The sequence below is a fragment of the Qipengyuania algicida genome, assembly GCF_009828025.1.
Lineage (GTDB): Bacteria > Pseudomonadota > Alphaproteobacteria > Sphingomonadales > Sphingomonadaceae > Qipengyuania > Qipengyuania algicida.
In genome coordinates, this window is record NZ_WTYA01000003.1 from 164,924 (window position 1) to 191,710 (window position 26,787).

Sequence of the window (26,787 nt, forward strand, 5' to 3'; positions counted from 1 at the left end):
CTCAATCCTGATCAGCCCTCCATCTCCTCCAGTTCCTTGCCCTTCGTCTCCTCGATGAAGCGACCAACCAGGAAAAAGCTGATGACAGCGCAGACAGCGTAGAAGGTGTAACTGATCGTCAGCCCCAGGCTGGTCGCCATGATCGGGAAACTGACCGTTATGCCGAAGTTGGCGACCCATTGAAAAAGACCGGCCACTGCCAGCGCCGATCCGCGGATCTGGTTGGGAAACATCTCCCCCAGCATCACCCACATCACCGGCCCCCAGCTGACATTGAAGAAAATCACGTAAAGATTTGCCGCGATCACAGCGACGAGTCCCATTGACTTCGTCAGCTGCAAATTGCCGGCCAGGTCGAGACTGCCCTGGCTGAAGGCATAGACCATCACGAACAATGCCACAGCCATACCAGCCGAACCGATCAGCAACAGAGGCTTGCGCCCGATCTTGTCAATCACCCCAATGGTAACCAGGCACGCTGCAATCGAAACCAGGCCGGAAATAATGTTCCTTTCCAGGGCAGCCGATTCTGAAACGCCCGCAAGTTTCCAAAGGGTCGAGCCATAATAAAAGATAACATTGATACCGACCAACTGCTGAAACACGGCCAGCATGATACCCACCCAGACAATCGGGCGAACACCCAGAAAACCTTTCTTCCCCGTCGGCACCAACACATCGCGGAGACGCGGACGATGGTCAGCAGCGAAACTTGCGCGAATTTCTTCGATCTTGGCCTTGACGACGACCTCACCAAACAGGCGGCCCAGAACACCGCCGGCTTCATCGTGACGCCCCTTCGACACCAGAAAGCGAGGGCTTTCGGGAATAAAGAACAGAGCGACGAGAAACACCGCCGCCGGTATTGCCTGAGCGAGGAACATCCACCGCCACGCTTCTAGCCCCAGCGCCAGTACCGCCGTCGAATCCTGACCAGCGGACTGCTGGAACACGTAATTGACCACGAAAGCGGCAGTGATACCGGAAATAATCATGATCTGTTGCACCGTGGTCATCCGACCGCGAATATTCGCAGGGGCGACTTCGGAGATGTAGGCAGGAGACAGCACGCTGGCCGCGCCGACCGCCAAACCACCGGCGATTCGGGCAATCAGGAATTCGAGGTGACTGTGCGCCAGGCCCTGAACGATGGCCGCGATCACAAACACGAACGCAGCAATGCGCATCACGGCGCGCCGCCCGATCCGGTCAGCCAGTGCGCCAGCCGAAAATGCGCCTATCGCGCAGCCGATCAGCAATGATGCAACGGTAAATCCCAGTCCACCCACGCTGAGATCGAAGGTCTTGGTAAGCCCGGCTTCGGTGCCATTGATGGCGCCGCTGTCGTAGCCGAATAGCAAACCGCCAATCGTCGCGACCGCGACGATGCCGGAAATGAGCGCCATATTGGCGCGACCCTCATTGGGTTGCATTGGTCCATCTCTCCCGTTCAGCGGTCACGCCGCCCTCTGTGGTAGCGCTACCTTATTCGTTAAATCGACCCTTAGCGCAAGCACCAACAGTTTTTAACGTTGCAAAACATTTGGTGACAAGTTGCACGCCGGTTTATCAGACGGTTTCGCACGAAAGCGCTCGCCCCGGCGGGCGGGCTGACCAGCTAATGAAAATCGCTGCCGGAGATCGAAATCGCCACACCGGGTTCGAGCGTAATTTCGATTGTCCTGCCCTGCCAGCGAAGCCGCTTGCGTCCCCCAATGGCGCTGGTCAGGTGCATGTGCGTGAGCGCGCCATCGTACCACGAGAGATCGATCGTGCAGGTACCCGGCAGGCGCAGCCCACGCGCCGATCCATTAGGCCACGCGCTTGGCAACGCAGGAAGCAGCAGGATTTGATCGTCGCGTCCCTGAACCAGCATGTTCGCAATTGTCGCAGTGCCGCCGAAATTGCCGTCAATCTGGAACGGCGGATGCGCATCGAACATGTTGGGATAGGTCCGCTCGGGCCCGAACAGGAAGCGCAATATGCGATGGGCGTGATCCCCTTCGCGAAGCTCCGCCCACAGATTGGCGCGCCATGCGGTTGCCCAGCCGGTCGATTCGTCCCCGCGCATTTCCAGAGATTTGCGCGCTGCCCGGGCGAGTTCAGGCGTCTGGTCCAGATTGATCTGGTGGCTCGGGAACAGGGCATAGAGATGCGACACATGGCGATGATGCGGATCGGGCGCCTGCGCATCCCAATCTTCCTGCCATTCCTGCAATTGCCCCTCGGCACCGATCGTGTTCGGGGCCAGCCGAGCACGGGTCTCGCGCAATTGCCGTGCGAAGGCACGATCAATTCCCAGAATATCGGCCGCACTGGCAGTCTGGTCGAACAAATCGCGCAAAATCTCTTCGTCCATCGCTGGCCCGGCGCAAATGCTGAGATCGCCGTGATGCGCATTTTCGGGCGACAGCGATGGGTTCGTTACCAGAAAGCCGGTTCGCGGATCGGTTTGCAGCGTATCGACAAAGAACAACGCTGCCCCGCGCATCACGGGATAGATTGATTGCAGATACGCCTGGTCCCGGCCGTAATCCCAATGCCGCCACAACACGGTGCACAGCCATGCACCGCCGGTAGGCCACAGGCCCCAGCGCGATCCGTCGATCGGTGCAGAGGCGCGCCACAAATCGGTGTTATGATGCGCCACCCATCCGCGCGCGCCGTACATCTCGCGCGCGGTCCGCTCGCCGCTGACCGCCAGTTCCCGCACCATATCGACCAGCGGTTCGACACATTCGGGCAGCGCCGTGATCTCGGCCGGCCAATAGTTCATTTCGGTGTTGATATTGATCGTGTATTTGGACTGCCACGGCGGATCGTTGCTGTCGTTCCAGATTCCCTGAAGGTTCGCCGGCTGGCTGCCCGGACGCGACGAGCAGATCAGCAGGTAACGGCCATAGTTGAAATAGAGCGCCGCCAGCCCGGGATCGTCCGCCTGCTGGTTTGCGAGGATACGTTGATCGGTCGGCAACCCCGCGCCCGGTCCGGCGTCGAGATCGAGCGCAACCCGGCGATAAAGTCGCCGGTGCTCATTGGCGGCCTGATTGTGCAATTGTTCGAAACCGACGGACGATGCGGCGGCGATCCAGTCCCGCACCTTGCGAGCGGGATCACCGCCGACGTCCTGATAGTCGCGGTGGCTGGTCGCCATCGCCAACAGGATGGTGACCGAATTGGCTCCGCGCAGCGCCAGCATGCCATCGCGCGGTGACATCGTGCCGCCCTGCGGCAAGACGCGCACCAGTCCAGCGACGCGCAACGCGGCCAGGATGTCCTCATGAGGCAGATTGGTCCCATCGAACGCAATGGTATCATCCTGTGCGGTGGTCACTCCCGGCTGCGCAGGCCTGAGCGCGATGTCGAGGTCGATCGCGCCACGCCGTCCGGCTGTAATGCGCAATGCGATCACCTGATGCAGCGGCGAGGCGATGACCTCGCGCCGATAGGCAACCCCGTTCAAGGTGAAGCGCGTAGTCGCGATAGCACCGTCGAGATCTAGGTCGCGCTCGTAATCGCCCGGCGCGCCCGGCTGCGCATCCGGTACGGTCAACAACAGATCGCCGAAGTTCTGATACGGCATCTGGCCAAGCGGCACCGCCATCAGCTTTTCGTCAGCCAGCTTCTGCGCTTCGGCATAAAGCCCGGCAAACACCAGCCTGCGCACCTGCGGCAAGGCGTCATGCGCTGCGGGATTGACCGGGTTATAGGGTCCACCGGCCCACAGCGTGTCCTCGTTGAGCTGCAACCGCTCCGCACTCGTGCGGCCGAATACCATCGCGCCGATCCGCCCGTTGCCGACCGGGAGTGCCTCGGTCCATTTCGCGGCAGGCTGGCAGTACCACAGGCGATCTTCGCGGGACGTGGTTTTCACGCCTTGTGCCAGCACGCCGGATGCAAAGGGGACGCTGCCGGCAAGCAGGGCCGCCCCTTCCATCAATTCACGCCGCGAGACCACTACGCCGCTCCCCTCAGCCTAACCAGGGTGATGATTGTGCAATGAGCGACCCCGGCGGCGCGCAGCGGACGGGACCACAGACCCAAGCCCCCTGTCTCAAAACGATCAGTGCGACCACGTGTAGGGTCCAAGAACTGTGCCGGTAAAACCGCCTGCTTCATGCGTGCTCAGAAACCGCGCGTCGATGCCGGAGGCCAGCGTCCGGGTCGCTGTCTTCCCCGATCCATAATCGAAAGCCATCCGGGCGCCATCAACCTTGATGCTGAGCGTCAAGGGACCGCTTTGCGTCCACAGTGCAGAAGCGACCAGCTTCTCCGCACCTTTATTACGCGTATATAGCGCGACCATTGGCTTGCCATCGATCCGCGTCAGACCGAAAAACAGATAGGACTGATCGCTCTGCACTGCGGCCAGGCCGGCCCGGTCGCCATCCTGTGCAGGGTTGAAACGCACCGTGGTGCCCACATTGGCGACGGCATGCTGCTGACGCCGTCCGACGAAGGCGGGAACGCCATCGGTATCGCCCAGCGGTGCCCTGCTGCTGAGGATAAGTTCCCCCTTGGCGATCTTGTAAAACGGCTGTTTGGGGATGCGCACCCCGATCCACTGCATAGCCAGATTGTCGCCGTTGAAGTTATCGACATAGGAAAAATTGCCGCTGGTCGGCAGCTTGGGCGGCGGTTGCTGCGGGAGGTCAGGCTTGCGCACGGCCAGAGGTATCGATTGTCCATGAGGCAGGATCACCGGCCAGCCGTCTTTCCACGTTACGGGAAGCAGGAACGTCTCGCGTCCGGTGTTGTAATAGTCGCCTTCATAGGGCCTGACCGCAAGGAAAGTAGCCCACCACGCTCCATTCTGCGTTTGGATCAGCTTGGCGTGCCCTGCCGATGTAATGGGGTGCGGTCGTTGCGGGTCGAGGTCGCGCTGGGTCAGGATGGGATTGCCGGACCAAGGCACGAATGGCCCGCGCAAATTGCGCGAGCGAAAGATGACTTGTGAATGATTGACGCTGGTGCCGCCTTCGGCTGCGCTCAGATAATACCACCCGTCCTTCTTGAAAATATGTGGGCCTTCGATCCACACCGGCTGCTTGGTGATGTCGACGCCGCCGTTGACGATCTGGGTACTTGGACCAATCATCTTGCCCTTGCGCCAATCGAACTGCTGTATCCAGATCGCACGGTGACCGTCATAACGCGGTGGCTCGTCAGGCGCGCGGTTGTTGACGATATAGGCCTTGTCGCCTTCCCAGTAGATCGACGGATCGATGCCCTCGAACGGCAACCATATCGGATCCGACCACGGACCGGCCGGGTTCTTGGCGGTGATGACGAAATTGCCTCTGCACCGCACGCAGGTGTTGACGATGTAAAACAGCCCATCGTGATAGGAAATGTCCGGCGCGAAAACCGCGTCGGAGACTTTGCGCCCGGTAAAGTCGAGCTGGCCGGGCCGATTGATCGCGTTGCCGACCTGGGTCCAGTGAACCAGATCCTTCGAATGGAAAATCGGCAGGCCGGGATAAAAGGCGAAGGATGACAGGACGAGATAGTAATCATCCCCAACCCGCAGAACCGAAGGATCGGGATAGAAACCGTCAAGGATCGGATTGCGATATTCGCCAGGCTTGAGCGTGACACGCTCAAGAGATTTGCCGGAATAGGTGAAATCGTCGAATTTTGCGACCTCATGCGCATGCAACTGGAGGGCTGGAGCGAGTGTCGCGGTCACAGCCAGTGTTGCGGCAAGAATCCTTTTCATGACCTATCTCACTCCCATCCGATCCGCGCTTCGCTCATCAATTTGCGCAAAGCCATTAAGGCGCCTCGTACCGCTCATGTCTTCCATCGACAGGGTGCACGCTCTCTCGATGTCCCGCAAACACGATGCCTTTTGTTCGATTAATACCATTTTGAAGAGTTATCATTCCCGGCAATAGTGGTGGACATAGCCAAATTTTTCAGGTCCTTCTCAACGGCGACACTCTCCTCCAGATCTGAAATCAGAGAGTAGGAACATCCATCTATTACTGATTATATTGTATAATTTTCCCCAAAATGCGACGGCCCATCGTGCCTTACCGTCGGTTTGGCCGCAACGCTTTGCCTTGGGTGCGGTTGAGCATATTACTCATACATATTAAGGCCACGTTGACCGGTCAACGGGTTTGGCGAAACCGGCGCTGGCACAGATCGGCAGCTTGGCGAGACTGTAGAGAGCAAGGGGAATGCGGTGAGGGGAACTGTAGGAAGATTGCTGTGCGGTCTGATCCTGACCTCGCTTATGGGCGCGCCCCCCGCAGCCGACGCGCAGGCTAAAGTACAACAACACCCCGCCGTGCCCGAGCCCATGGATGCCGATCGGATCGCCGTAGATCGATTCGGCAATGACGCGCCGTGGTATCGCGATCGCATTGCGTTCTTCGAATCCTCCGATGCGCTGCTCGACGACGTTTATTACTATCGTTGGAAGATCGTCCGGGCGCACCAGCGCGATCTTGGCAAGATCGGCTATATCACCACCGAATTCGCAAATGACGTCAGCTGGCAACGCGAGCCCTACGCAAGCCTTAACGATGCGACCGGATTTCACCTCGACGAACTGCGCTGGATGCGCGACAGGCGCTTCGCCGACGACTACATCAACTACATGTACGAAGATGGCGGCAACGATCGCCATTTCACCGACTATCTCGCCGATTCGGTCTGGCACCGTTATCTCGTCGATGGCGACACGCAGCCCGCCTTGCGGCATTTGTCCGCCATGCGTCGCCTGTATGACGCATGGTACGACCATTACGACTGGTCTAAGAATCTCTACTGGATCGAGCCGCTGCTCGATGCGACCGAATACACCATCGCCTCGATCGATGCATCGGGTGGAAAGGACGGGTTTTGGGGCGGCGATGTCTTCCGGCCATCGATCAACAGTTACATGTACGGCAATGCGCGTGCGATTTCCCAGCTTGCGGCGCTTGCTGGCGACAAAGCGGCCTCGGCCGATTTCGCCGCGCGCGCCGCCGATATCAAGCAGCGTGTCGAGCAAGCCTTGTGGAACCCCGAACTGGACCACTTCACCGACCGCTACAAGGTCGACAACCAATATGTCCATTACTGGGATCGGATTCGCGGTCGCGAACTTGTCGGCTATGTCCCCTGGGCTTTCGACCTGCCCGATGACAGCGCGCGCTATGCCTCTGCCTGGCGGCACATACTATCTCCTGACCAACTGGCCGGGCCCGCGGGGCTTCGGACGGTGGAACCGAGCTATCCGCATTACATGCAGCAATACCGCTACGAAGGCACACACCCCGAATGCCAGTGGAACGGGCCGGTCTGGCCGTTCCAGACGACGCAGGTCCTGGAGGGGATGATCAATCTGCTCGATCACTACCACCAGCAGATCGTGACGCGGTCGGATTTCCTGCGTCTGATGCGGCAGTATGCCCAGCTTCACTACAATGACGGCAAGCTCGACCTGGAGGAGGACTACGATCCCGCCACGGGCAAGCCGATCGTCGGTCTTGCGCGCAGCCATCATTATTTCCACTCAGGCTATATCGATCTGATTATGCGCGGGATCGTCGGCATCCAGCCGCGCGCCGACGATATGCTGGAAATCAATCCGCTGCTTCCCGCCAACGGGCTGTCATGGTTTCGCGCCGAACGCATTCCCTATCACGGGCATCTGGTTTCGGTGACCTATGATGCGCATGGGGACCATTTCGGCCAGGGTCCCGGCCTGCGCGTGTCGGTCGACGGCCATCAGATCGCCTCACGCCCCGGCCTGGCACGGATAACCGTGCCCTTAGCGCGCTTGCCCAACACCCCCATCGCGCGACCGATCGATCAGGCGGTGCAACTGGCACCGAACAACGGCCCGAAATTGAGCGCGTCGAGCAACGACGACCAAACGGCATTGCACGAAGCCGTCGATGGACGGGTCTGGTTCTTCCCGGAACTTGTCAACGGCTGGACACCAACCGGAACGGCTTCTCAGCAGTGGTTCGAGATCGACCTTGGGCAGGCCAAGACCCTTTCGCACGCCGAACTGGCATTCTTCGCCGATGGCAAACGCTTCGCCGCACCGGCGGCCTATCATCTGGAACGGTGGGACGGGTCCCAATGGCAGACTCTTACGGCTCAGGCCGATCCTGTTTTGCCGAACGGGATCACGCACGTCCGATGGTCACCCGTAGCGCTCACCAGGATGCGTCTGGTGATGGCGCGAGCGGGTCAGGGCAATATCAGGCTGGTCGAAATCAAGCTGTTCTGACTATTCGATGAAATCGTCCACGCGTGTGATCCGGCCGCACAGGAAAGCATCGGCAACCAGGCGCAAAGGGCGGACGTCGACATCGCAGGACGAGTTGCGAACCAGCTCGGCAAACCGGCGGTAGAGCGCGGAATATTCGCCCGGCAGAACGTCGTCGCGCGGTGGCGGCGGAGCACCAGTGGTCGAGATATCCGCGCCGCCATTCGAAAGTGTCAGCGTTCCGCCCGCGGTCTCTATCACAATATCCCAGCTCTGCTTGCCCTCCTGCCGGAAATCGAGGTCCATCGCGATAAGCGCGCCCTTGCGATCGCGAAAGCGTACCTGAGCAGCGATCGGGGCGGAGCAATTGCCCGGGAAGAACAACTCCGACTGCTCGACGAACATTGGGTCGGGCAGGATATGGGTGGCAATCGAGAGCGCGTTAATCCCCGGATCGAACACACCGAAGCCCCCCGGCTCCCAAATCCAGTGCTGCCGCGGGTGCCAGACGCGCACATCCTCGCGCCAGACGATCCGCCCGCTTTTAATCTCACGTCCTGCAAGCCATTCTCGGGCCTGATCCACACAAGGAGCGAAGCGCGAATGCCAGCTGGCCAGCAGGGCGAGCCCACGATCCTGCGCAGTTTCACGCAGTGCCACGACTTCTGCCAAAGTGGCCCCGGGAGGCTTTTCGAGCAGGACGTGCCAGCCTTGCTCAAGCGCGAACTGCGCAATGTCATGCCTGACCTGAGGGGGCGTGCAAATCGCAACCGCATCGACCGTCAGCCCGCTTTCGGCCAGTTCTTGGATCGTGACAAAGTACGGCAGGTGCGCAAGGCACGATCCATCCCGATCGACACAGGCCACAAGGTCGAAATCGGCATCGCTGGTCAAGGCGGGATAATGTTGATCGTTGGCGATCTTGCCCATGCCGACCAGCGCGAGACGGATCGGATCGCTCACAGTGAAAGGACTTTTGCGGCGACGTCAGAAGCGACTGCCAACCGGTTGCGGAGCGGCAGCGCAAAGGGAGCGGCAGAAATCTCGAACTCGTCTCCCGGGCGCGTCGTCACTCCGTCAGAAAAAGACAGGGTGGCGGTGCCGAAGAAATGGACATGGACATCGCCTGGTCGGCAAAAGCCTGCATATTTGAAATGGTGCGCTTCGAGGTTTGCGATGGTGTGGGACATATTTGCCTCGCCCGTGAGGAACTCCTTCTCCCACACTACATCGCCATCACGCAGAATGCGGCTGGTACCGCGAATATCATTGGGCGGATCGCCCAACAGCAGCTCGGCCCCGAGGGCAGCTGGCCGCAATTTGGAATGGGCCAGCCACAGATAGTTGTGCCGCTCGGTAACGTGGTCGCTGAATTCATTGGCAAGTGCCACACCCAGTCGCCATGGTGTCCCATCCTCGCCAATCAGGTAAATTCCGGCCAGCTCGGGCTCTTCCCCGCCATCCTGCGCGAATGCGGGTGAGACCAGCGCGTCGCCGGGTCCCACGAGCCCTTGTCCGTCCCCTTTATAAAACCATTCGGGCTGCTGGCCAGTTTCGCCTGGATTAGGCTTGCCCCGCGCGACCCCTTCGAGGAACATCTTCATGGAATCGGTTTGTTGATCGCTTTCGGCATAAGCGCGGTGCATCTTGTCGCGTCCTTCCGCAGATCCAAGGTGCGTCAGTCCCGTGCCAGACAACGTGACGCGCGCGCAATCGGGATGGTCAATCGCGGGGAGCAGATGCCCCGCCCCCAGTTCGGCTTCCAGATCCACTGCCTTCTCACCCCGTAAACTGCGGGCCAGTTCCAGCAAGCTACGCCCATGTCCGATCGCTTTCAGCGCAAGGTCGCGCGTCGATCCGACCTCGCGAAGGAACACCGAAGTGTCGCCTTCCGCCAGAATGACCCGCCGCGTCCCGTCCGACGAAAGGTGCTGCAGCAAGCGTGGGTTCGTCATGCAATGTCCTTTATCTTGGCAATTACTGCGTCGGCATCGCGCCGCACGTCAGACGCGCTCTTGCCGGGTGCATAAAGGGCGGAGCCGATGCCGAAACCGTCGACACCGGCGGCGCGCCATTCTTGCATATTGGCAGGCGTAATTCCGCCGACCGCGACAATTGGCGTCTCACGAGGGAGAACGGCGCGATGGGCCTTGAGCATTGACGGCTGCGCGCCATCACACGGGAACAGCTTGAGCGCGTGGGCCCCGCTCGAAAGCGCCGCCAACGCCTCGGTTGCGGTGAAGTAGCCGGGCAGCGACACCAGCCCTTGCGCACATGTTGCCTCGATAACTGCAGCGTTCGTATTGGGTGAAACGATCAACGTTCCACCTGCTTCGGCCACTTGAGCGACTTCACTTGGCGCCAGTACCGTTCCTGCGCCGATCATGGCGCGATCACCGAAAAGCTCCGAAAGACGCGCAACGCTGGCCAGTGGGTCGGGCGAATTGAGCGGCACCTCGATGAGGGTGAAACCGGCATCGACCAGCATCTTGCCCACGGCAGGTGCCTCGACCGGCGTGATCCCTCGCAGGATCGCGACGAGCGGGCATTTTCGCATGGCTTCGGCAAATTTCCGGGCGCTGGTCATCGCAGCATACTCCGCAGACAATGCATTCCGGCGGCAAACGACGCTTCGCTGTCGAGCGGACGAACGATCCCCCCAAGCGCGCTAATCGCAACCCCGTAAAGCTCTGCCAATGCTCCCGATGCCAGCACATACACCGCGCGCGCCGCCAGATCGGTCCGCGCACCGATGTCAGCCCCGATCAGCAAGCCGCTCGCATAGGCGGCAGATTGTCCCGGATCGCGCTGCCCCAGCAAGGCCGCCGCCCGGATTTCAAACAGCGCATTCAAAAGATCGGTAGCGGCGGCACCCCGCTTCAATCCCTCGCGAAATGCAAGGCAATCCCGTACTTCGCTCTTCAGCATGTCAGCCAACAGCGATTGCGTTCGCAGCAGAGCAAATATCTCGCCAGTAATGGCGGTTGAAAAGCCCATTATTCGCCCATCGACGATATCGATCCACTTGTTGTGCGTGCCGGGTTGGCAGAACAGCCCACTAGGCGGAGCAAGACCGGCAGCGATCGCGCCAAACGCCTGAATTTCCTCGCCGCGCATGACGTCCGCCCGTCCAGGCAAACGCTGTGCCAACCCCGGCACCAGCGTGACATCGCTGTCACGCAAAGTGATGCAGCCCTTGGCAACAGCCTCAAGATTTGCAGGAATATCGCAATAGGGCACCTCGACCCATCCCCGGCTCGACGTCACCATGCCCGCAGCAATGGCTGGCAGATCTCCGTGCGTATTGCGCAGCTCGCGCAGTTCGTCGGCGAAGTTTTCCCTGTCCACTGCCAGCACCCCGCGATCGTCGCGCCCGGACCAACGAACCTGCCCGTCCTCGCCAAGCACGAGGACAAGCCGGTTGGTACTGCCCCAATCGATCGCAATGCAATCACCGCCGCTCACCCGCTCAACCTGTGACCGGCGGGGAGACAAACGCTTGGGGTCGCATAGTGGCACGACGAGGTTCGACCAATTGGCCCAAAAATTCCCAAGCTGGCTTGCTGCATGGTCACTGCGCGGCGGGAACAACCGGTTCATCTGGCAGGGGGTTGGTCGGCCGCGAGCCATAAATTGCATACCACAGCACATAGATCTCGCACGCGACTGTCAGCCAGAAACTGTTCTGCAGGCCATAGGCATCCGCCAACCAGCCCTGGACCGCGACCAGCGCGCCGCCCGCAATGGCCGTGATCAGCAGGCCGGAGGCTTCCTCGGTCAGCGGCCCCAATCCCTTGATGCCCAAAGCGAAGATTGTCGGGAACATGATCGAATGTCCCAGACCCACAAGGATCAGGCACCACATCGCCACCATGCCATGCAGTGTCGCTGCCCCGATCATCACGATTGTCGCAAATATGGCGAAAGCGGCCAGCACACGGCTGGCGACGAAGCGCTGCATGATAAAGCTGCCGGCAAAGCGCCCGACCATCATGCCGCCCCACAGCAGAATCAGGTAATTGGCAGCCTTTGCCGGAGTAATCCCTCCGATTTCGGGCAGGATGACGAAACTGATGAACAGATTGGCGACGCCGATTTCAGCGATGAGATAGATGAAGATGGCGGGCACGCCGAAAACGAGGTTACGGTGCGACCATAGTGAAAGGCCCTTGCGTTCTTCGCGATTGGCTTTCTGCGTGCTTGCACCCAACCGCGGCAGGCGTGCTCGCCAGATGATGAAGGCAATAATCGCGAGCACGACCGCTACGAGCACGTAAGGCAGTTCGGTGGCTTGTGCGTCTGCCAGGCGTTGCGCCACCGTCAGTTGCGTACCCTCCAAGGAATTGCCGCCGACCGTCCGGCTGAGGATAAGATAGCCGCCGAAATAGGGCGCGAAGAATGTTCCCATTGAATTGAACGCCTGCACCAGCGTCAGCCGCGATTCAGAGCTTTCGGGCGGACCGATCACCGCCACGTAGGGATTGGCAGCCACCTGCAGCAATGTGATCCCGCTGGCGATCACGAACAGGGATACCAGGGTCACGCCGTAGGAAACAAGTTCTGCTGCGCCGACCATGCCGAGTGCGCCGAGCGCCATGATCGCCAGCCCGAGGATCAGAGCGTTCTTGTAGCCAATACGTTCGATAAGGAATGCAGACGGCATACCCATCACGCCATAGGCGATGAACCAGACCGATTCGATGATCGTCGTCTGGAAATAGTTGAGCTCGAACACGCTGCGCAAATGCGGCAACAGCGTGTTGTTGATGACCGTGATGAAGCCCCACATGAAGAAGAGACTGGCCAGCAGCGCGAGCGCAGGCCTGTAACTGCCAGCCGTTGGGACAGCGTCATCGGCGGCGGCATTTCCAGAACGCGCTGGATCAGACATCCCATATCTCCTCTACGGCACGTGTCGCGCCGCTTTTTTGGCCTCTTGCCAAATTTTCATATGTCTGACTATATGAAAATTCAGAACCCGGTCAACGCTGCAACCAGCAACAGAACCGGCGGTCGTTAAAACCACAAGCGCCAAGGAATGGTCGCACCGGGAGGAGGACAGCATATGACTGGCAAAAGGCAATTGGCACTGTGCGGCTGTCTGGGGCTTACCCTGTCACTCCTTGCCTCACCCGCACTTGCCGCAACGGCGCAGCGCGCGCCCTATGGCACCTTGCCCGACGGGACGGCGATCGAGGCCGTGACCCTTAAGGGAGCCAATGGCGTCAGCGCTGTCATCACCACCTACGGCGCCACGCTCCATGAATTCAACGCTCCTGATCGCAATGGGAAGATTGCCGATATCACGCTCGGCCAGGACACTCTGAAGCAATATGTCGATCATCCTAACTACTGGGGTCAGACAATAGGGCGGTATGCCAATCGCATCGCCGGTGGCCGCTTTACGCTCGATGGCAAGACCTACCAATTGGCCCAGAATGACGGGACCAACTCGCTCCACGGCGGCACCGTTGGCTTCGACAAAAAGCCTTGGAAAATCGTTTCGGTCCACCAAGGCCCGACCGCCTCGGTATCAATGACGCTTACCAGCCCGGATGGTGATCAGGGATATCCCGGCACGCTGAATACGACCGTGACCTATTCACTGGACGATCACGGTTCCTTGACGATCGATTTTTCGGCGACGACGGATGCGCCCACCATCGTCAACATGACCAATCATGCGCTTTTCAACATGGCTGGAGAAGGCTCGCCAGACGGCACCTACCTGCAGCGCCTGACAATTTATGCCAGCCATTATACGCCAATCAATTCAAAGCTCATTCCGACCGGCGAGATTCGGTCGGTGGCAGGCACGGTGTTCGATTTCCGCAAGGGCCGCCTGCTGTCCGATGGCCTGCGCGACGGGAACGATCCCCAGATCGCCGTCGCTCACGGGTGGGACCACAATTTCGTGCTCGACAAGGGCAAAACGGCCACGCCCAAACTGGCCGCTCGCCTCGAAGATCCGGCATCGGGCCGCGTGCTAGAGGTGCTGACCACCCAACCGGGTCTGCAATTCTATTCCGGAAATTTCCTCGACGGAACGATCGTCGGCAAACACGGCCACGTCTATCGCATGAGCGACGGCATCGCGCTCGAACCACAACTGTTTCCCGACACCCCCAACCAACCCAAGTTCGGCTCCGCAAGGCTTGATCCCGGCCAGGTTTACCACCACCGGATGATCTACCGCGTGTCGGTCGAAAAGTGACGAAAGCTATCGCGTGAACGACAGCGTAAAACCCGAAGGATTGAGAAGTCGCGCGTGGTTCGACAATCCCGACAATGCCGATATGACGGCGCTCTATCTCGAGCGTTACATGAACTTCGGCCTGTCGCTGGAAGAGTTGCAGAGCGGCAAGCCGATCATCGGCATCGCCCAGACCGGAAGCGACCTCAGCCCCTGCAACCGGCACCATATCGTCCTTGCTGAACGCGTGCGCGAAGGCATCCGTGAGGCTGGCGGCATCGCTATCGAATTCCCCGTCCACCCGATACAGGAAACGGGAAAGCGGCCAACGGCAGCGCTGGATCGCAACCTATCCTATCTCGGCCTGGTCGAGGTGCTGTATGGCTATCCACTCGACGGCGTCGTCCTGACCATCGGTTGCGACAAGACGACTCCGGCTGCCCTAATGGCAGCGGCAACGGTGAACATCCCGGCAATAGCATTGTCCGTCGGTCCGATGCTGAACGGCCATTTCAAGGGGCAGCGTACCGGGTCTGGCACGATCGTATGGAAAGCCCGCGAAATGCTGGCGGCCGGTGAGATCGACTACAAGGAATTCATCAAGCTTGTCGCCAGTTCGGCACCATCGACCGGCTATTGCAATACGATGGGCACGGCAACGACGATGAATTCGCTCACCGAGGCGCTCGGGATGAGTTTGCCCGGATCCGCGGCCATCCCTGCACCCTATCGCGACCGGCAGGAATGCGCCTATCTCACGGGCAAGCGCATCGTGGAAATGGTTGCCGAGGATCTCAAGCCATCGGATATTCTGACCCGTGAAGCTTTCGAGAACGCGATTTGCGTGAACTCGGCGATTGGCGGATCGACCAATGCCCCGATCCACTTGGCCGCAATTGCCCGCCACATCGGGGTGGATTTGCCGATCGGCGAGTGGGAACGGCTGGGTCATGAGATCCCGCTGCTCGTCAACTTGCAACCGGCAGGCGAATATCTAGGCGAGGATTATTACCGGGCAGGCGGCGTGCCTGCCGTGGTGGCGCAGCTGATCAGGAATGGGCTGATCCGCGAAGCCGCCATCACCGTCAACGGGAAGACGATCGGTGAAAATTGCGCGGATGTGGAGATCGAGGACGAACGAGTCATCCGGCCATATGCCGATCCGCTGATGGAGAACGCTGGCTTCATCGTCCTTTCGGGCAATCTGTTCGATTCCGCGATCATGAAAACCTGCGTGATCTCCAAGGAATTTCGTGATCGGTACTTGTCCAACCCCGATGATCCTGGAGCCTTCGAAGGCTCCGCTGTCGTGTTCGATGGGCCGGAAGAATACCACGCCAAGATTGACAACAAATCGGTCAATATCACCGCTAACACGATCCTGTTCATCCGTGGGGCCGGGCCTATCGGATACCCCGGCTCCGCAGAGGTCGTGAATATGCGACCGCCGGCCTATCTGCTCGAGGAGGGCGTGCATGCACTGCCTTGCGTGGGCGATGGTCGCCAGTCAGGCACAAGCGGCAGTCCATCGATCCTCAATGCCAGCCCCGAAGCCGCTGCAATGGGCGGACTAGCGCTGCTGCGCACGGGCGACCGGGTCAGGATTGATCTGCGCAAGCGGACCGCCGACATCCTCATATCCGAAGACGAGCTGAGTTCCCGTCGCCAGCAGCTGGAGAATGCTGGTGGATACGCCTACCCCGACAGCCAGACGCCGTGGCAGGAAATCCAACGCAATATCGTCGGGCAGATGTCGTCAGGAGCCATTCTGGAAGGGGCAGAAAAATATCAGCGGATCGCCCAAACGCGCGGCATCCCCCGTGACAGTCATTAAATCAGCCAGTCTCCTTGCCGCGATACGGGCGCAGTTCCGATTGCCCTCTATTGTTCGAGTACGCGTTGCGTATCGCGTTCGGCCTGCTCGATCAGTTTGATCGTAACCGCACGAGCGCGCTCACCGTCACCGTCCGCGATCGCCTCGAACAAAGCCCGATGCTCCTCGATCGGATCATGCGGCTTCTTGTTGTTGCGGAATTTGAAATAGGTCGTCCAGCGAACCGCCGCACCGATACTCGCTGACAAGCTCACCAGCATTTCATTGTCAGTCGCTTCAAGAATGGCAGCATGAAACTCCTGGTCTGCCAACTGGCCTTCAGGTTTTGACAGGGTGTGTTTGGCCATTTCCTCAAGCGCATGGCCCATGCTTGCCAATTGCCGAGCCGTCTTCTTACGCGCGGCAAGTTCGGCAGCGGCAGGTTCCACGATCAGCCTCAGCTCGAACAGGCTTCTGACAAAGTGAGGGGGCGGCGCTGCCTCGAACATCCATTCCAGCAAGGTCGGGTCCAGCAGATTCCATAGTTCGCGCGCACGAACGCGTGTACCGATCTTGGGTTTGCTCTCGATGAGCCCGCGCGCCGAAAGCATTCGCAGAGCTTCCCGCACCACGCTGCGAGAAACGCTATAGCTTTCGGCAATCTCGATTTCACCTGGTAGCACGCTGCCGGGTTCGAACTCTCCAGTGACGATAGCGACACCCAGCGTGCGCGAAATTGTCGTGTGGGACGGTTCACGTTTCTTTGTGTTTGCCACACTTAACCCCTTTTGCACTTTCTCAATCACCGTCATTTGACGTGAATATGGTTGCCATTTGCAATTCGCAATCTGGGCGGCAATTTGTCCTGATACTTATATTCTCCGACAAAAAACACGCGCAAATTACCTTGGTCGATTCACGTGACATCACGAGTGGACTAAAACCGCCATCCGCGCCAGCAAGGGGATACTGAAATTCTCTAGCTGTATCCAACGCCGATCCCATTCGTTACCCATCGACGCAGCTTAGGCGAATGGCTACCAAGCTATCCGCGGTTCATCACGATCTACTGGGAGGCGATTGGCGTGCAATTGGCGGGAATGGCAGCAAGTTGTCGTGTCCTGACAAGCAGCTTTTGGACACCGCGTAATTGATTTAGCCACCCTCCTGGATGGTACGAAGTCGCCTTGGCGCTTCAATGCAGGAGGGTGACCGATGACGATATTTGCTGGTTTGGATATGAGTGACAAGACCACCCACCTTTGCGTGGTCGATGCTGACGGCGCGGTTGTGAGGAGGGATGTTGTAGCGAGCGATCCCGAGGGACTTGCCAATTGGCTCGGCAAGTGCCTCGGGGCTGGCCCGCGTGGTGCTGGAGACCGGCCCGCTGTCGACGTTCCTGTATCATGGCCTGGTTGAGCGAGGCATCGCGGTCGAGTGCATCTGCGCGCGTCACGCCAAGGGTGTGTTGGCGGCCCGGGTTGACAAGAGCGACGTGCACGATGCCGAAGGACTTTCTCAGCTCGCTCGCACGGGCTGGTTCAAGCGCGTGCATATGAAGGCATCCGCGACGCACATCGATCGGGCGGCGCTGCGCATCCGCGCGCAACTGATCACAACGCGGGTCGCGATGGGCAATCAGCTGCGGGGGCTGCTGAAGTTGTTCGGCTTGCGCCTCGGAGCCGCCCGGACTCCAGGGAAGCGCCGCGAGCGGCTCATTGCGTTGTACCAGCAACGGCCGGATCTCGAGCCACTTTTTGATCCCCTCGTGGCATCAATCGAGGTCATCGAAGACCAACTGCGTGTATCCAATCAGCTGCTCGAAACCCGGGCGGCTGAAGATGCTGTTTGCACCCGGCTCATGAGCGTTCCCGGCGTCGGCTCGATCACCGCACTTACATTCACCGCAAGCATCGAGGATCCACATCGCTTTGCCCGAAGCGAAGATGTCGGGGCCTATGCCGGGCTGGTCCCGCGACGTAGCCAGTCAGGCGAACGCGACGTCCGCGGCAATATTTCAAAGGCGGGCGATCCGATGCTACGGCGATCGCTCTACGAGGCGGCCAACATCATGTTGTGCCGCGTGCAGCGCCCATTTGCAATCCAGCCATGGGGCATGCGGATCGCCGAATCCAAAAGCAACAAACGCGCCAGGATCGCGGTCGCCCGCAAGCTGGCAGTGTTGCTTCATTCGCTATGGCTGAATGAGACGGAGTTTCGCTGGATATGATGCCAGCGCCTTCTTCCCGGTCAGCCATGCCAGGGCGATCTCGCCCGGACCGTAGAGGCTAAAACCTCGAGTTGGACACAGAGACGCCCACCCCTTTTCGCCCGGCCGCGATCATGAAGGCTCGGACATAACGCTACCAAACGCCGTCCGATGACCTCGAAGACAACCATTGGCACCGGGAGAAGGAAGGCCCATGAGAAAATCAATTAGACAACAGTCCGGAAAGTCTGCTTTTGGGAGCGCGATTGGGATAGCGGACGTTTCAAGCTTTGGCTCATCGGATTTGGGTCGCGCCCTCATATCAGCCATTCAAACGGTCGCCATTTTTCCTGAAAGCTGCCGTTGGCTTTGGTCCAACGGGAAGGCATTTGCGCTGGTCGATGGCGCCTATGCGATTTGGTCTATGGAGATTCTGTAAGCCAATCTGGCATCTTCCTGTTCGTGAGAAGTCGATATCGTCAGTTCTTCGCAACGCATGGGTCGACGAACCAATTGAGGCTAGGTCAATTTGCGGGCAAATTGTTCCACACTTTGGCCAAAGCCGAAGCGACGATGTTGCGCGGAAGTTGCTCGCTAAACCAGTACGCCATGCGATGAGCCAGGCCGTTATAGTCCTCCAAAGTGTAATCGGGCGCGATCTCGCGCAAGCGGATGAGCGTTGCTTGGGCCTCCTTGGCTTTGCCGGCCACGGCCAGAGCCGCGGCCAAGGTCACTAGATTGAGACTATAACCAGGATTGCGCGCCTCGCCGTCGCGGTAGGCGTCAATCGCTTGCTCCACCTGGCCAAGCCTAATGTGGCAATGGCCTCGATAGTGCGCCCAGACCGAAAATCTGGGGTGATGCGGCGCGCGTTCCTCCGCAGTCTCGATCATCCGCAAACCCTCGACCTCGCCGGTCAGCCAGCATTGCTGCCAACCCAGCACGGCCAGCGTATGCGCATTGTTGGGATCGAGGTCGAGAGCCGCGCGCAGGTGGCGCACGGCAAGTCGCGCATTTCCCATCATCGTTGCGGTTATTCCTGCGGCCGCAAGAACGTCGGGATCATGAGGGGAAAGAGTAAGCCCGACATCGATATGCCGCTTGGCAAGCGAGAATGTCTCCAACGGCGCGTTGCAGAATTTGCTGGTGACGTTCTGTGTGTGCTGAACCGCCAGCGCTGCATGGACTGCGCCATCTTCCGGATCGAACTCCAGCGCCTGCTCCAGCAAGGTGACGATCTGATGCGCGGTCTGGCTATTGTAATCGAGCCGCAAGGCCTCGGCTCGCTGGACGAGCTCATAGGCATTGAGCTGGAACGGCCTGCGCCCCCGAAGCGCGACCGAATGCGACAAATGCAGTGCCGATGACAGCGAGGTCGAGACATCGAGCACGATCTTGTCCTGAACCGAGTAGAACTGGTCCAGCCGCGCATCGATCCGCTGCGCCCACAGCTGTGCATCGTCGACCCCGTCCATCAGCGCGACACGTAACTGGAAATTGTCACCCTGACGGGCCAGTGAACCCGAAACGAGATAGCGCACGCCCAGCTGATCCGAAATGGCCGGTACGCGATCCCTTCCCTCGCGCGCAGTCTGGGCCGAGCTGTAGGCCGCCACACGCAGACGCGGCACGCGCGATAGCAGCATGGTCAGATCGCGCGTCAGACCATCGGCAAGAAAGGCATCGTCTTCTTCAGCCGACTGGCGGCGAAAGGGGAGCACGGCCACCGCGAATTCATTCTCGCGCGCGGGTATCTTCTGACGAACCCACGCGGGATGTTGCCCAGGCTCTGCCGAAGCCACTCGGGCGATCAGCGTGTAGCCCCGCTTCCATACAGTGGCGATATATTCCTTTGCGTCTGGATCATGCCGGAATATCCGTCGAAGCAGGGAGACCGCGCGGGTCAGGCTCTCATCGGCATAGGGGTTGAAGAACCAGACGTGCTCGATCAGCTCGTCGCGCGAAATCGTCTCGCCCGGCCGTTGGGCAAGGAAGCACAGCACATCCATGACCAGCGGCTCGACCGGGTGGCTAACGCCGGCATAGTCCAGTCGATTGCTTGCCGCATCGGCGATGAAGGCTCCCACGCGAAAACGGACCGGAGAAACCGGCAAAACGCGCTGAGCATCTTCGATCCCGTAAGCCCTGTCGGCCGGTGGAAAAGTCATCTCGACAACTGCATCTGCATCCCCCGAAACAGATGAATTTGTTTATTCGCTATTTTGCCTGAATATTGCGAATAATCAATGCAGCACCTCACAAACCCGCCGCCATCATCTTTCCATCAGGATTTCTCCCACCGCTACTGACACAACTGGTGTTGCGGCAGACCGTTGGGCGGGGCCGCGATGAACAGGGATGAAGGGAGCATCGCGATGAGATGGAAGCAACTGGTTATATCTGCGGCGGCAGCAGTATCGATGGCAGCATTTTGTGCGCCGGCATCGGCCGAAATGGAACTCTACAAGGACTACGAACCCAGTCCGCAGGTTGTCGAAATGACCACTGTGCAAGTCGATGACGGGCAGTTTGAAACCTATCTGGAAGGTCTCAAGTCGACCTGGATCGCAAGCAATGAAGTGGCCAAGAAACTCGGCATCATCAAGGATTACCACATCTACTGGAATGCCGCGCCAACGGCCGGCACCTTCGACCTTGTGTTGGAGATCGTCTATCCATCGGTCGACGATTGGGCCGGCAGCAAAGCCAACTACATGAAGTTCCTCGACGCTTACGGCAAAGCCAATATCGATCAGGGCGACGAGACGGTACGAAAACTCTACAACAAGATCCGCCAGATCAAGGGCACCTATGTGCTGCGCGAAGTGATCGTGCATTGAGGTAAAACCCGCATCGGCAGCGGCGGCCATAGTTCACTTTGGCCGCCGCTGTCCGCACGGTTGCCAATTCATGGGCGAACTCGCAAGGCCTTTTGGGTTCTGGACCACGATCTGCATGGTCGTCGGCTCGATGATCGGTTCGGGCATCTTTGTCTTGCCGGCAACGCTCGCGACCTCGGGCTGGACGGGAACGGTAAGCTGGTTCGTTGGAGGTATTGGCGTCGTCGCTGTCGCCATGGTCCTTGTCGGCCTGACCTCGGCACAGCCCGAGAAACCGAGCATTCTGACAATTTGCGGAGACAGTCTTGGCCTGCTGCCTGGACGGCTGATCGCATGGTCCTACTGGGTTTCTATCTGGTGCAGCGCCGCCGTGGTTGCGCTGGTTGGTGCCGGTTACCTACTGCGCGCGCTGCCTGCTCCGGTCTCGAGCAACTGGGCCAGCGCTCTTGGCGGCTCGGCGATTATTGCCATCCTTACCGCCGTGCAATTGTATGGAGTGCATTGGGCCGGTCGCGTTCAAGTCATGACAACCGGGCTCAAAATCCTGCCGCTTGCTGCAGTTATAGCCATCATTGTTTTCGTCGCCGTAACGTCACCGGCCTCATTTGTCATATCGGACATCCCGACATTCGAAGTGGGCAAACTCACTCCTGCGCTAGCGATCGCCTTCTTTGCGCTCATCGGCTTTGATTCGGCGGGGATCATTGCCGAGCGGGTACGTGATCCGCAGCGCAACGTCGTGCGCGCCACGCTCGTCGGCCTTATCATCGTGTTGGGCGTCTATATTGTCATCAGCACGGGAATCATGCTGCTTACACCGCTCGCCGAGCTGTCGGCCAGCGACTCTCCGCTGGCGGATTTCGCGTCGCGCTTTCTCGGATCGAAAGCCGGGGTGATGATGGCGCTATTCGCCGGGATTTCAGCCGTGGGGTGCCTCAACGGAACCATTCTGGGGAGCGCCGAAGTTCCTCTGGGAATGGTACGCGACGGCCAGTTGCCAGGCTGGATGGCCCGGACGACTGCGCGTCAAGTGCCGGCTGCAGCACTGATCCTGGCGAGCACGCTGGCGATCGCCTTGATCCTGCTCGGGGTCACCGGCTTCGGTGCACGTGTGTTCGATTTCATGCTGCGGCTGACCACCGCTTCGTCTCTCTGGTTCTATGCCGGCATATGCCTTGCCGGATTGGCGAATGGCATAAGGCGCGGCTTTTCGCTGGTCGGCCTCGGGTTCTGCGCCTGGCTGCTTTACGGCACGGGAATCGAGGCCGGCGGCCTCGGCATGTTGCTAATGCTTGTCGCCGTTCCGCTCCATTTCCTGATCGGCACCGACCGCGAGCTCGCGCTCAAGCAAGCAGATATCGGTGCGAAAGCGGTGGCACCATGAGCGGCACCGCTCGGACACCAGGCATGTCAGACCACCAATCCAGCTCGCCTCGGACTTTCGAGATGCGAGACGACCTCAAGCAGGCCCATGTCCAGAGCGCCATTGCCAAGGCATCCCGGCGTATCCTTCCGCTGATTGGCCTTGGCTACCTGTTTTCCTTCATGGACCGGGTGAATATCGGCTTTGCAGCTCTTGAGATGAACAGCGATCTCGGCTTCAGCGCGACAGTTTTCGGCTTCGGCGCTGGAATTTTCTTCCTGTCGTTCGCATTGTTTGAAATCCCGTCATCCATGTTGATGTCGCGCTTCGGCGCGAGGCGCTGGCTCGCGCGCATCATGATCACGTGGGGGTTTTGCGCCACGGCGACGATGTTCGTTCAGACGCCGTTGCAATTCTACACCGTCCGCTTCCTGCTTGGCGTGGCCGAGGCAGGCTATTTCCCCGTGGTCATATACTATCTGGCATTCTGGTTTCCGAAATCGGCCAGAGGCCGAACGATCAGCTATTTCTATCTTTTCGGCCCCCTCGCTTCGGTAGTGCTTGGCAGCGTTTCAGGTGCAATGCTGTCGATGGATGGCATCCACGACCTACATGGTTGGCAATGGCTGTTGATGTTGCAGGGCTTGCCAGCAGTATTCATCGGCCTCTTCATATGGCGCTTCCTGCCGGACGAACCGGCATACGCCGAATGGCTGACAACCGAAGAAAGAGCCGGTTTGCAATCGATTCTCGAACGAGAGTCAGCCGCGATCGTCCCGCCCGCCCGTCAAGGTATCATTGCGACGATGCGTGATCCGGTTGTCATTCAGCTTGCCCTGATCGGCGCATTGCTGGTTGGAACCGGCATAACGCTCTCGGTCAATTTTCCCCTGGTTCTGCAAGCGACTACGAAATTGAACGCTTATGAGATCGGCTTCGTTGTCAGTGTAAGCGGTGTGCTGGCGATCTTGGCAATGGTGGTTGCCGGGAGAATCTCGGATCAAAGCGGAAGTCGCTTCGCGCCCGCTATCGCCTGCGCGCTCGGTTCATCAGCCGGTATTGTGCTTGTCGCGATGCATCTCTCAACCCACATTACAGTTGCAGCATGGTTGTTGCTGTCGTGTTGCGGATGGTCGCAAGCGCTTTTGTTTGCAGCAATGTGGCCGGACCTGCTCCATCCCGGCCGACTGGCACTTGGGGGAGCGACGATCGGCATGGTCTCGCAGATCGGCGCATTTGCCGGGCCGTATGGCTGGGGGCTGGCGAAGGACGCGCCTGGCAGCTTCACGCCCGCCTTGTGGGGCCTGGCGATTTCCACGCTCGTCACGGCGAGTCTCTTCACGCTGTTGATGCGCAACACGAGGGTGTCACGGCGAGCGCAACCGCTGCCAATCGAGCGCGCCGATGCTGCTGCGCCAGACCTTGGGCAGCAGCCCGATCCGGCATGACGGCTGCCGATGCCTGGCCATCCGCCCCGCCGCGGATCAATCGCAAGCAGCTCGCGGCAGTTTGCATGGGCAACGGGCTCGATTTCTATGACTTCGTAACCTTCGCCTTCTTCGCCACGCAGATCGGGCGCACGCTGTTTCCGGACAATGGCGGCAACGGTCTTCTCTATGCCCTGTTGACGTTTGGAGCGGGTTTCCTGACCCGACCGCTGGGCGGGATCGCGTTTGGCCGGATTGCCGACCGGCGCGGGCGGGTGCCTGCAATGCTAATGTCGTTCTCGCTAATGGGGGTGTCGATTGTCGGGCTGGCGCTGACTCCGGCTTATGCAACCATCGGCATGGCCGCGCCGGTACTCGCGGTTACGTTCCGTCTGCTGCAAGGCTTTGCGCTGGGCGGCGAGGTCGGGCCCAATGCGGCGTTCCTCTATGAAGCCGCACCTCGTGGTCGACGTGCACTGTATGTTGCCATGCTGGGCGTGACGCAGAACCTGGCGGTGGTGGCATCGGGCGCGGTCGGGGCTATACTCTCAGCCTGGCTGATGCCCGCGGAACTCGATGCCTATGGCTGGAGGATTGCATTCCTGATCGGCGCGGCGATCGTTCCTGTCGCGGCCTGGATCCGCCGCACATTGGTGGAGCCGACCATGCCCGACGCGCCAGAGGCAAGCTTGCTGCCGAGGAGATCGCGCAGCCTTGTCATCGGCGGTTTCCTGACCCTGGCCGCGGGAAACGTTGCGTTTCTTTCGATCGAGTATCTCGGCACCTATGCCCAGACCGTCCTCAATCTGCCTGCAGAAAACGCCTTCCACTCGATACTCGTTCTGGGCCTCGTTGCAGCGGCAACCGATCTTGTCGCCGCCAGACTGATGGATCGCGGCATACCGGCTTGGTGGCTGGTGCTGCCGTGGGCGGTCCTGCTGGTGTTTATTATCCCTTCGTTCATGATCCTGACGGATTTGAGGACACCGGGCGCGCTGCTGGCGATCACCGCATTTCTTGGCATCGTGCTCGAATTGACCTTCATACCGATGCTGGTTGTGTTCATCGGAGCCTTGCCCCGTACTGCGCGTGCAACTTTGGTAGGCGGCGCCTACGCACTCGCGATCGCGATTTTCGGCGGTAGCGCTCAGCCCATCATCAACCGTCTGTTAGCGTGGACGGGCAACCCCATTTCACCTGCCTGGTACATGACGCTAGCGGCGGCTGTCGGCCTTGTTGGAATTGTCATGCTCATCCGCAATGCGCCGCGCCCTTTGAGAGGGCTAACCGCATGAGTGAGAAAGCGAAACCGCCAAGGGTGGTCGGAACCTTTGGCGCCAGCCTGATGAGCGTCAACGGAATGATCGGCGCGGGCATTTTTGCCGTGCCGGCGCTGCTGAATGACAAGATGGGCGCTTTCGCTCCATGGATGTTCCTGATCTTCGGCGCGTTCTTTGCCTGCGGCACGCTGATTTCGGCACGATTGGCCACGATGTTCAGGTCGTCCGGCGGACCACAGCTTTATGTTCAGGCGGCATTTGGACCGACGCTTGGCTTCCAGGTCGGGTGGCTGCTGGTGATCGCCATGGCAGCCGGACGGGCCGCGACGCTGCATGTACTGGTGTCCTATCTTGCTGTGTTCTTCCCGGCACTCGATGGACCGGTTGCGCGACCGGTAGCCGTGTTAGCGCTGCTGTTGGCGCTGGGCGGTCTCTCGCTGTCGGGGATGCGCCGCGCAATCAAGGGGCTGGTGGTAGGCACTGTGCTCAAGGTGACACCTATTGTCATCCTGTGCATCGCCGCATTCGCCAAGGGAGGCATATCCGTCAGCTTCAAGCCACCCGACTTGGGCACGTTCGATTCCGTCGCGCTACTTGTCTTCTTTGCCTACTCGGGAGTGAACAACGCCGCCTTTTCCGCCGGCGAGGTGCGAAACCCTCAAAGGACTTTGCCAATATCAATGCTGCTGTCGCTGGCGACCATCGTGTTATTCTACATGATTGTGCAATGGGCCTACATTGCCGCCGGTGCCCCCTCTAGCGGCAATGGCACTCCATTGGCTGCGGCCGCGAATAACGTGTTGGGGCCTGCCGGCGCCGTCGCGCTTACGCTCGCAGCGATATTTTCGATCGCCACGAATTCCCTGGCGTTCTTCGTCAATGGCCCAAGGGTTATATATGGCATGGCAGAGCGCGGCCTCTTGCCCGAATGGCTTGCGCATGTGTCGGAACGCCACCTTACTCCAGACGCTGCTATCATGCTGTTCATGCTGGTTGTAGCCGTGATCTCATTGAGCGGGACCTTTGCGTTTCTCGCCGAGGTTACATCACTCGGCTCACTTTTTGTCGGCTACTGCACGATCGCAGGCTTTGTCGTGTTATGTTTTCACGAACGCAAGGAAGGCACCGGGGGACTGCTGCCGTTCTGGATTGCTGTCGCTGCAGTGACGGTCGCATTTTCAGTCTATGCCGCACTGCAAGCGCCGTTGAAGGCCTATCTTTTGATCGTGGCGCTGATGATCGTCGGCATCATTCTCGGACTGATCGCTCGTCGTGGACGCATTACGCAACCAACCCCGATTTTGGAGCACCGTGAATAGACGGTTGAAGTTCGATATTACGGCAATTGCCAGTGCATCAGCCAAGCATCGCTATTCCAATAGGAAAAGGGGATGAAGCGCCGCGCTTGGCAGCAAGCCGCAGAACTCGGGCTGATTTTCGCGGGGTCGGC

The 26,787-nt window shown here is 59.6% G+C and carries 20 protein-coding genes; 10 read left to right on the forward strand and 10 right to left on the reverse strand.

The features are described 5' to 3' along the window. Nucleotides 1–11: 11 nt before the first annotated feature. The 3 genes from GRI58_RS05340 to GRI58_RS05350 form a co-directional block, all read right to left on the reverse strand. Entirely contained in the window at nt 12–1,433 is a 1,422-nt protein-coding gene (locus GRI58_RS05340) for a sugar porter family MFS transporter (protein WP_160752540.1), read from the reverse strand. 185 nt (nt 1,434–1,618) lie between these two features. Beyond that, the gene (locus tag GRI58_RS05345; protein WP_337190889.1) at nt 1,619–3,958 is read right to left on the reverse strand and encodes a glycoside hydrolase family 95 protein; all 2,340 of its coding nucleotides are present in this window, start codon (nt 3,956–3,958) and stop codon (nt 1,619–1,621) included. Nucleotides 3,959–4,063: 105 nt separating this feature from the next. Beyond that, entirely contained in the window at nt 4,064–5,719 is a 1,656-nt protein-coding gene (locus tag GRI58_RS05350) for a glycoside hydrolase family 43 protein (protein ID WP_160752541.1), read from the reverse strand. A 471-nt stretch (nt 5,720–6,190) separates the two neighbouring features. On the opposite strand from GRI58_RS05350, the gene GRI58_RS05355 reads away from it, so the two are divergent. After that, nucleotides 6,191–8,233, forward strand: coding sequence for an MGH1-like glycoside hydrolase domain-containing protein (locus GRI58_RS05355; protein ID WP_337190890.1), 2,043 nt, complete (start codon nt 6,191–6,193; stop codon nt 8,231–8,233). Here GRI58_RS05355 and GRI58_RS05360 read toward each other — a convergent pair whose 3' ends face one another. Genes GRI58_RS05360 through GRI58_RS05380 form a run of 5 tightly spaced genes read right to left on the reverse strand, consistent with a single transcriptional unit; the run spans nt 8,234 to nt 13,103 of the window. After that, the gene (locus tag GRI58_RS05360) at nt 8,234–9,175 is read right to left on the reverse strand and encodes a Gfo/Idh/MocA family oxidoreductase (RefSeq protein WP_160752542.1); all 942 of its coding nucleotides are present in this window, start codon (nt 9,173–9,175) and stop codon (nt 8,234–8,236) included. It lies immediately after the preceding gene. Continuing rightward, entirely contained in the window at nt 9,172–10,167 is a 996-nt protein-coding gene (gene araD1 / locus GRI58_RS05365) for an AraD1 family protein (protein WP_160752543.1), read from the reverse strand. The genes GRI58_RS05360 and araD1 overlap by 4 nt, the downstream gene beginning before the upstream one ends. Further along, complete coding sequence (locus GRI58_RS05370; RefSeq protein ID WP_160752544.1) at nt 10,164–10,799, reverse strand: 2-dehydro-3-deoxy-6-phosphogalactonate aldolase; 636 nt, start codon at nt 10,797–10,799, stop codon at nt 10,164–10,166. Before GRI58_RS05370 ends, araD1 begins: the two co-directional genes overlap by 4 nt. Further along, the gene (locus tag GRI58_RS05375; protein WP_160752545.1) at nt 10,796–11,812 is read right to left on the reverse strand and encodes a 2-dehydro-3-deoxygalactonokinase; all 1,017 of its coding nucleotides are present in this window, start codon (nt 11,810–11,812) and stop codon (nt 10,796–10,798) included. Before GRI58_RS05375 ends, GRI58_RS05370 begins: the two co-directional genes overlap by 4 nt. Continuing rightward, the gene (locus GRI58_RS05380; protein ID WP_160752546.1) at nt 11,784–13,103 is read right to left on the reverse strand and encodes a sugar MFS transporter; all 1,320 of its coding nucleotides are present in this window, start codon (nt 13,101–13,103) and stop codon (nt 11,784–11,786) included. Before GRI58_RS05380 ends, GRI58_RS05375 begins: the two co-directional genes overlap by 29 nt. A 174-nt stretch (nt 13,104–13,277) precedes the next feature. On the opposite strand from GRI58_RS05380, the gene GRI58_RS05385 reads away from it, so the two are divergent. Continuing rightward, nucleotides 13,278–14,426 carry an aldose epimerase family protein gene (locus GRI58_RS05385; RefSeq protein ID WP_160752547.1) on the forward strand — a complete coding sequence of 383 codons (1,149 nt, stop codon included), beginning with the start codon at nt 13,278–13,280 and terminating at the stop codon, nt 14,424–14,426. 13 nt (nt 14,427–14,439) lie between these two features. Then, on the forward strand, nt 14,440–16,239 hold the full coding sequence (locus tag GRI58_RS05390) for a dihydroxy-acid dehydratase (protein WP_160752548.1): 1,800 nt from the start codon (nt 14,440–14,442) through the stop codon (nt 16,237–16,239). Between the two features lie 47 nt (nt 16,240–16,286). Here the strand turns inward: GRI58_RS05390 and GRI58_RS05395 are convergent, their stop codons facing one another. Continuing rightward, nucleotides 16,287–16,994, reverse strand: a complete 708-nt coding sequence (locus GRI58_RS05395) for an FCD domain-containing protein (protein WP_160752549.1) — start codon at nt 16,992–16,994, stop codon at nt 16,287–16,289. Between the two features lie 590 nt (nt 16,995–17,584). Between GRI58_RS05395 and GRI58_RS05400 the strand changes: the two genes are divergently transcribed. Together GRI58_RS05400 and GRI58_RS05405 are read left to right on the forward strand one after the other, a co-directional pair. Further along, nucleotides 17,585–18,448 (forward strand): IS110 family RNA-guided transposase, encoded by an 864-nt coding sequence (locus GRI58_RS05400; RefSeq protein WP_160752550.1) that lies wholly within the window; start codon nt 17,585–17,587, stop codon nt 18,446–18,448. 193 nt (nt 18,449–18,641) lie between these two features. After that, a complete protein-coding gene (locus tag GRI58_RS05405) occupies nt 18,642–18,866 on the forward strand; it encodes a hypothetical protein (protein ID WP_160752551.1) in 225 nt (74 codons plus the stop codon). 85 nt (nt 18,867–18,951) lie between these two features. On the opposite strand, the gene GRI58_RS05410 is transcribed toward GRI58_RS05405, so the two are convergent. Then, entirely contained in the window at nt 18,952–20,595 is a 1,644-nt protein-coding gene (locus GRI58_RS05410) for a winged helix-turn-helix domain-containing protein (protein WP_160752552.1), read from the reverse strand. 207 nt (nt 20,596–20,802) lie between these two features. On the opposite strand from GRI58_RS05410, the gene GRI58_RS05415 reads away from it, so the two are divergent. The 5 genes from GRI58_RS05415 to GRI58_RS05435 all read left to right on the forward strand — a co-directional run bounded on the left by GRI58_RS05415 (nt 20,803) and on the right by GRI58_RS05435 (nt 26,656). Further along, the gene (locus GRI58_RS05415; protein WP_160752553.1) at nt 20,803–21,267 is read left to right on the forward strand and encodes a hypothetical protein; all 465 of its coding nucleotides are present in this window, start codon (nt 20,803–20,805) and stop codon (nt 21,265–21,267) included. A gap of 70 nt (nt 21,268–21,337) precedes the next feature. Next, nucleotides 21,338–22,651, forward strand: coding sequence for an APC family permease (locus tag GRI58_RS05420; protein ID WP_160752554.1), 1,314 nt, complete (start codon nt 21,338–21,340; stop codon nt 22,649–22,651). 62 nt (nt 22,652–22,713) lie between these two features. Beyond that, nucleotides 22,714–24,078, forward strand: a complete 1,365-nt coding sequence (locus GRI58_RS05425; protein WP_160752555.1) for an MFS transporter — start codon at nt 22,714–22,716, stop codon at nt 24,076–24,078. Beyond that, complete coding sequence (locus GRI58_RS05430; protein WP_160752556.1) at nt 24,075–25,352, forward strand: MFS transporter; 1,278 nt, start codon at nt 24,075–24,077, stop codon at nt 25,350–25,352. Before GRI58_RS05425 ends, GRI58_RS05430 begins: the two co-directional genes overlap by 4 nt. After that, nucleotides 25,349–26,656 carry an APC family permease gene (locus tag GRI58_RS05435; protein ID WP_160752557.1) on the forward strand — a complete coding sequence of 436 codons (1,308 nt, stop codon included), beginning with the start codon at nt 25,349–25,351 and terminating at the stop codon, nt 26,654–26,656. The genes GRI58_RS05430 and GRI58_RS05435 overlap by 4 nt, the downstream gene beginning before the upstream one ends. Nucleotides 26,657–26,787 lie beyond the last annotated feature (131 nt).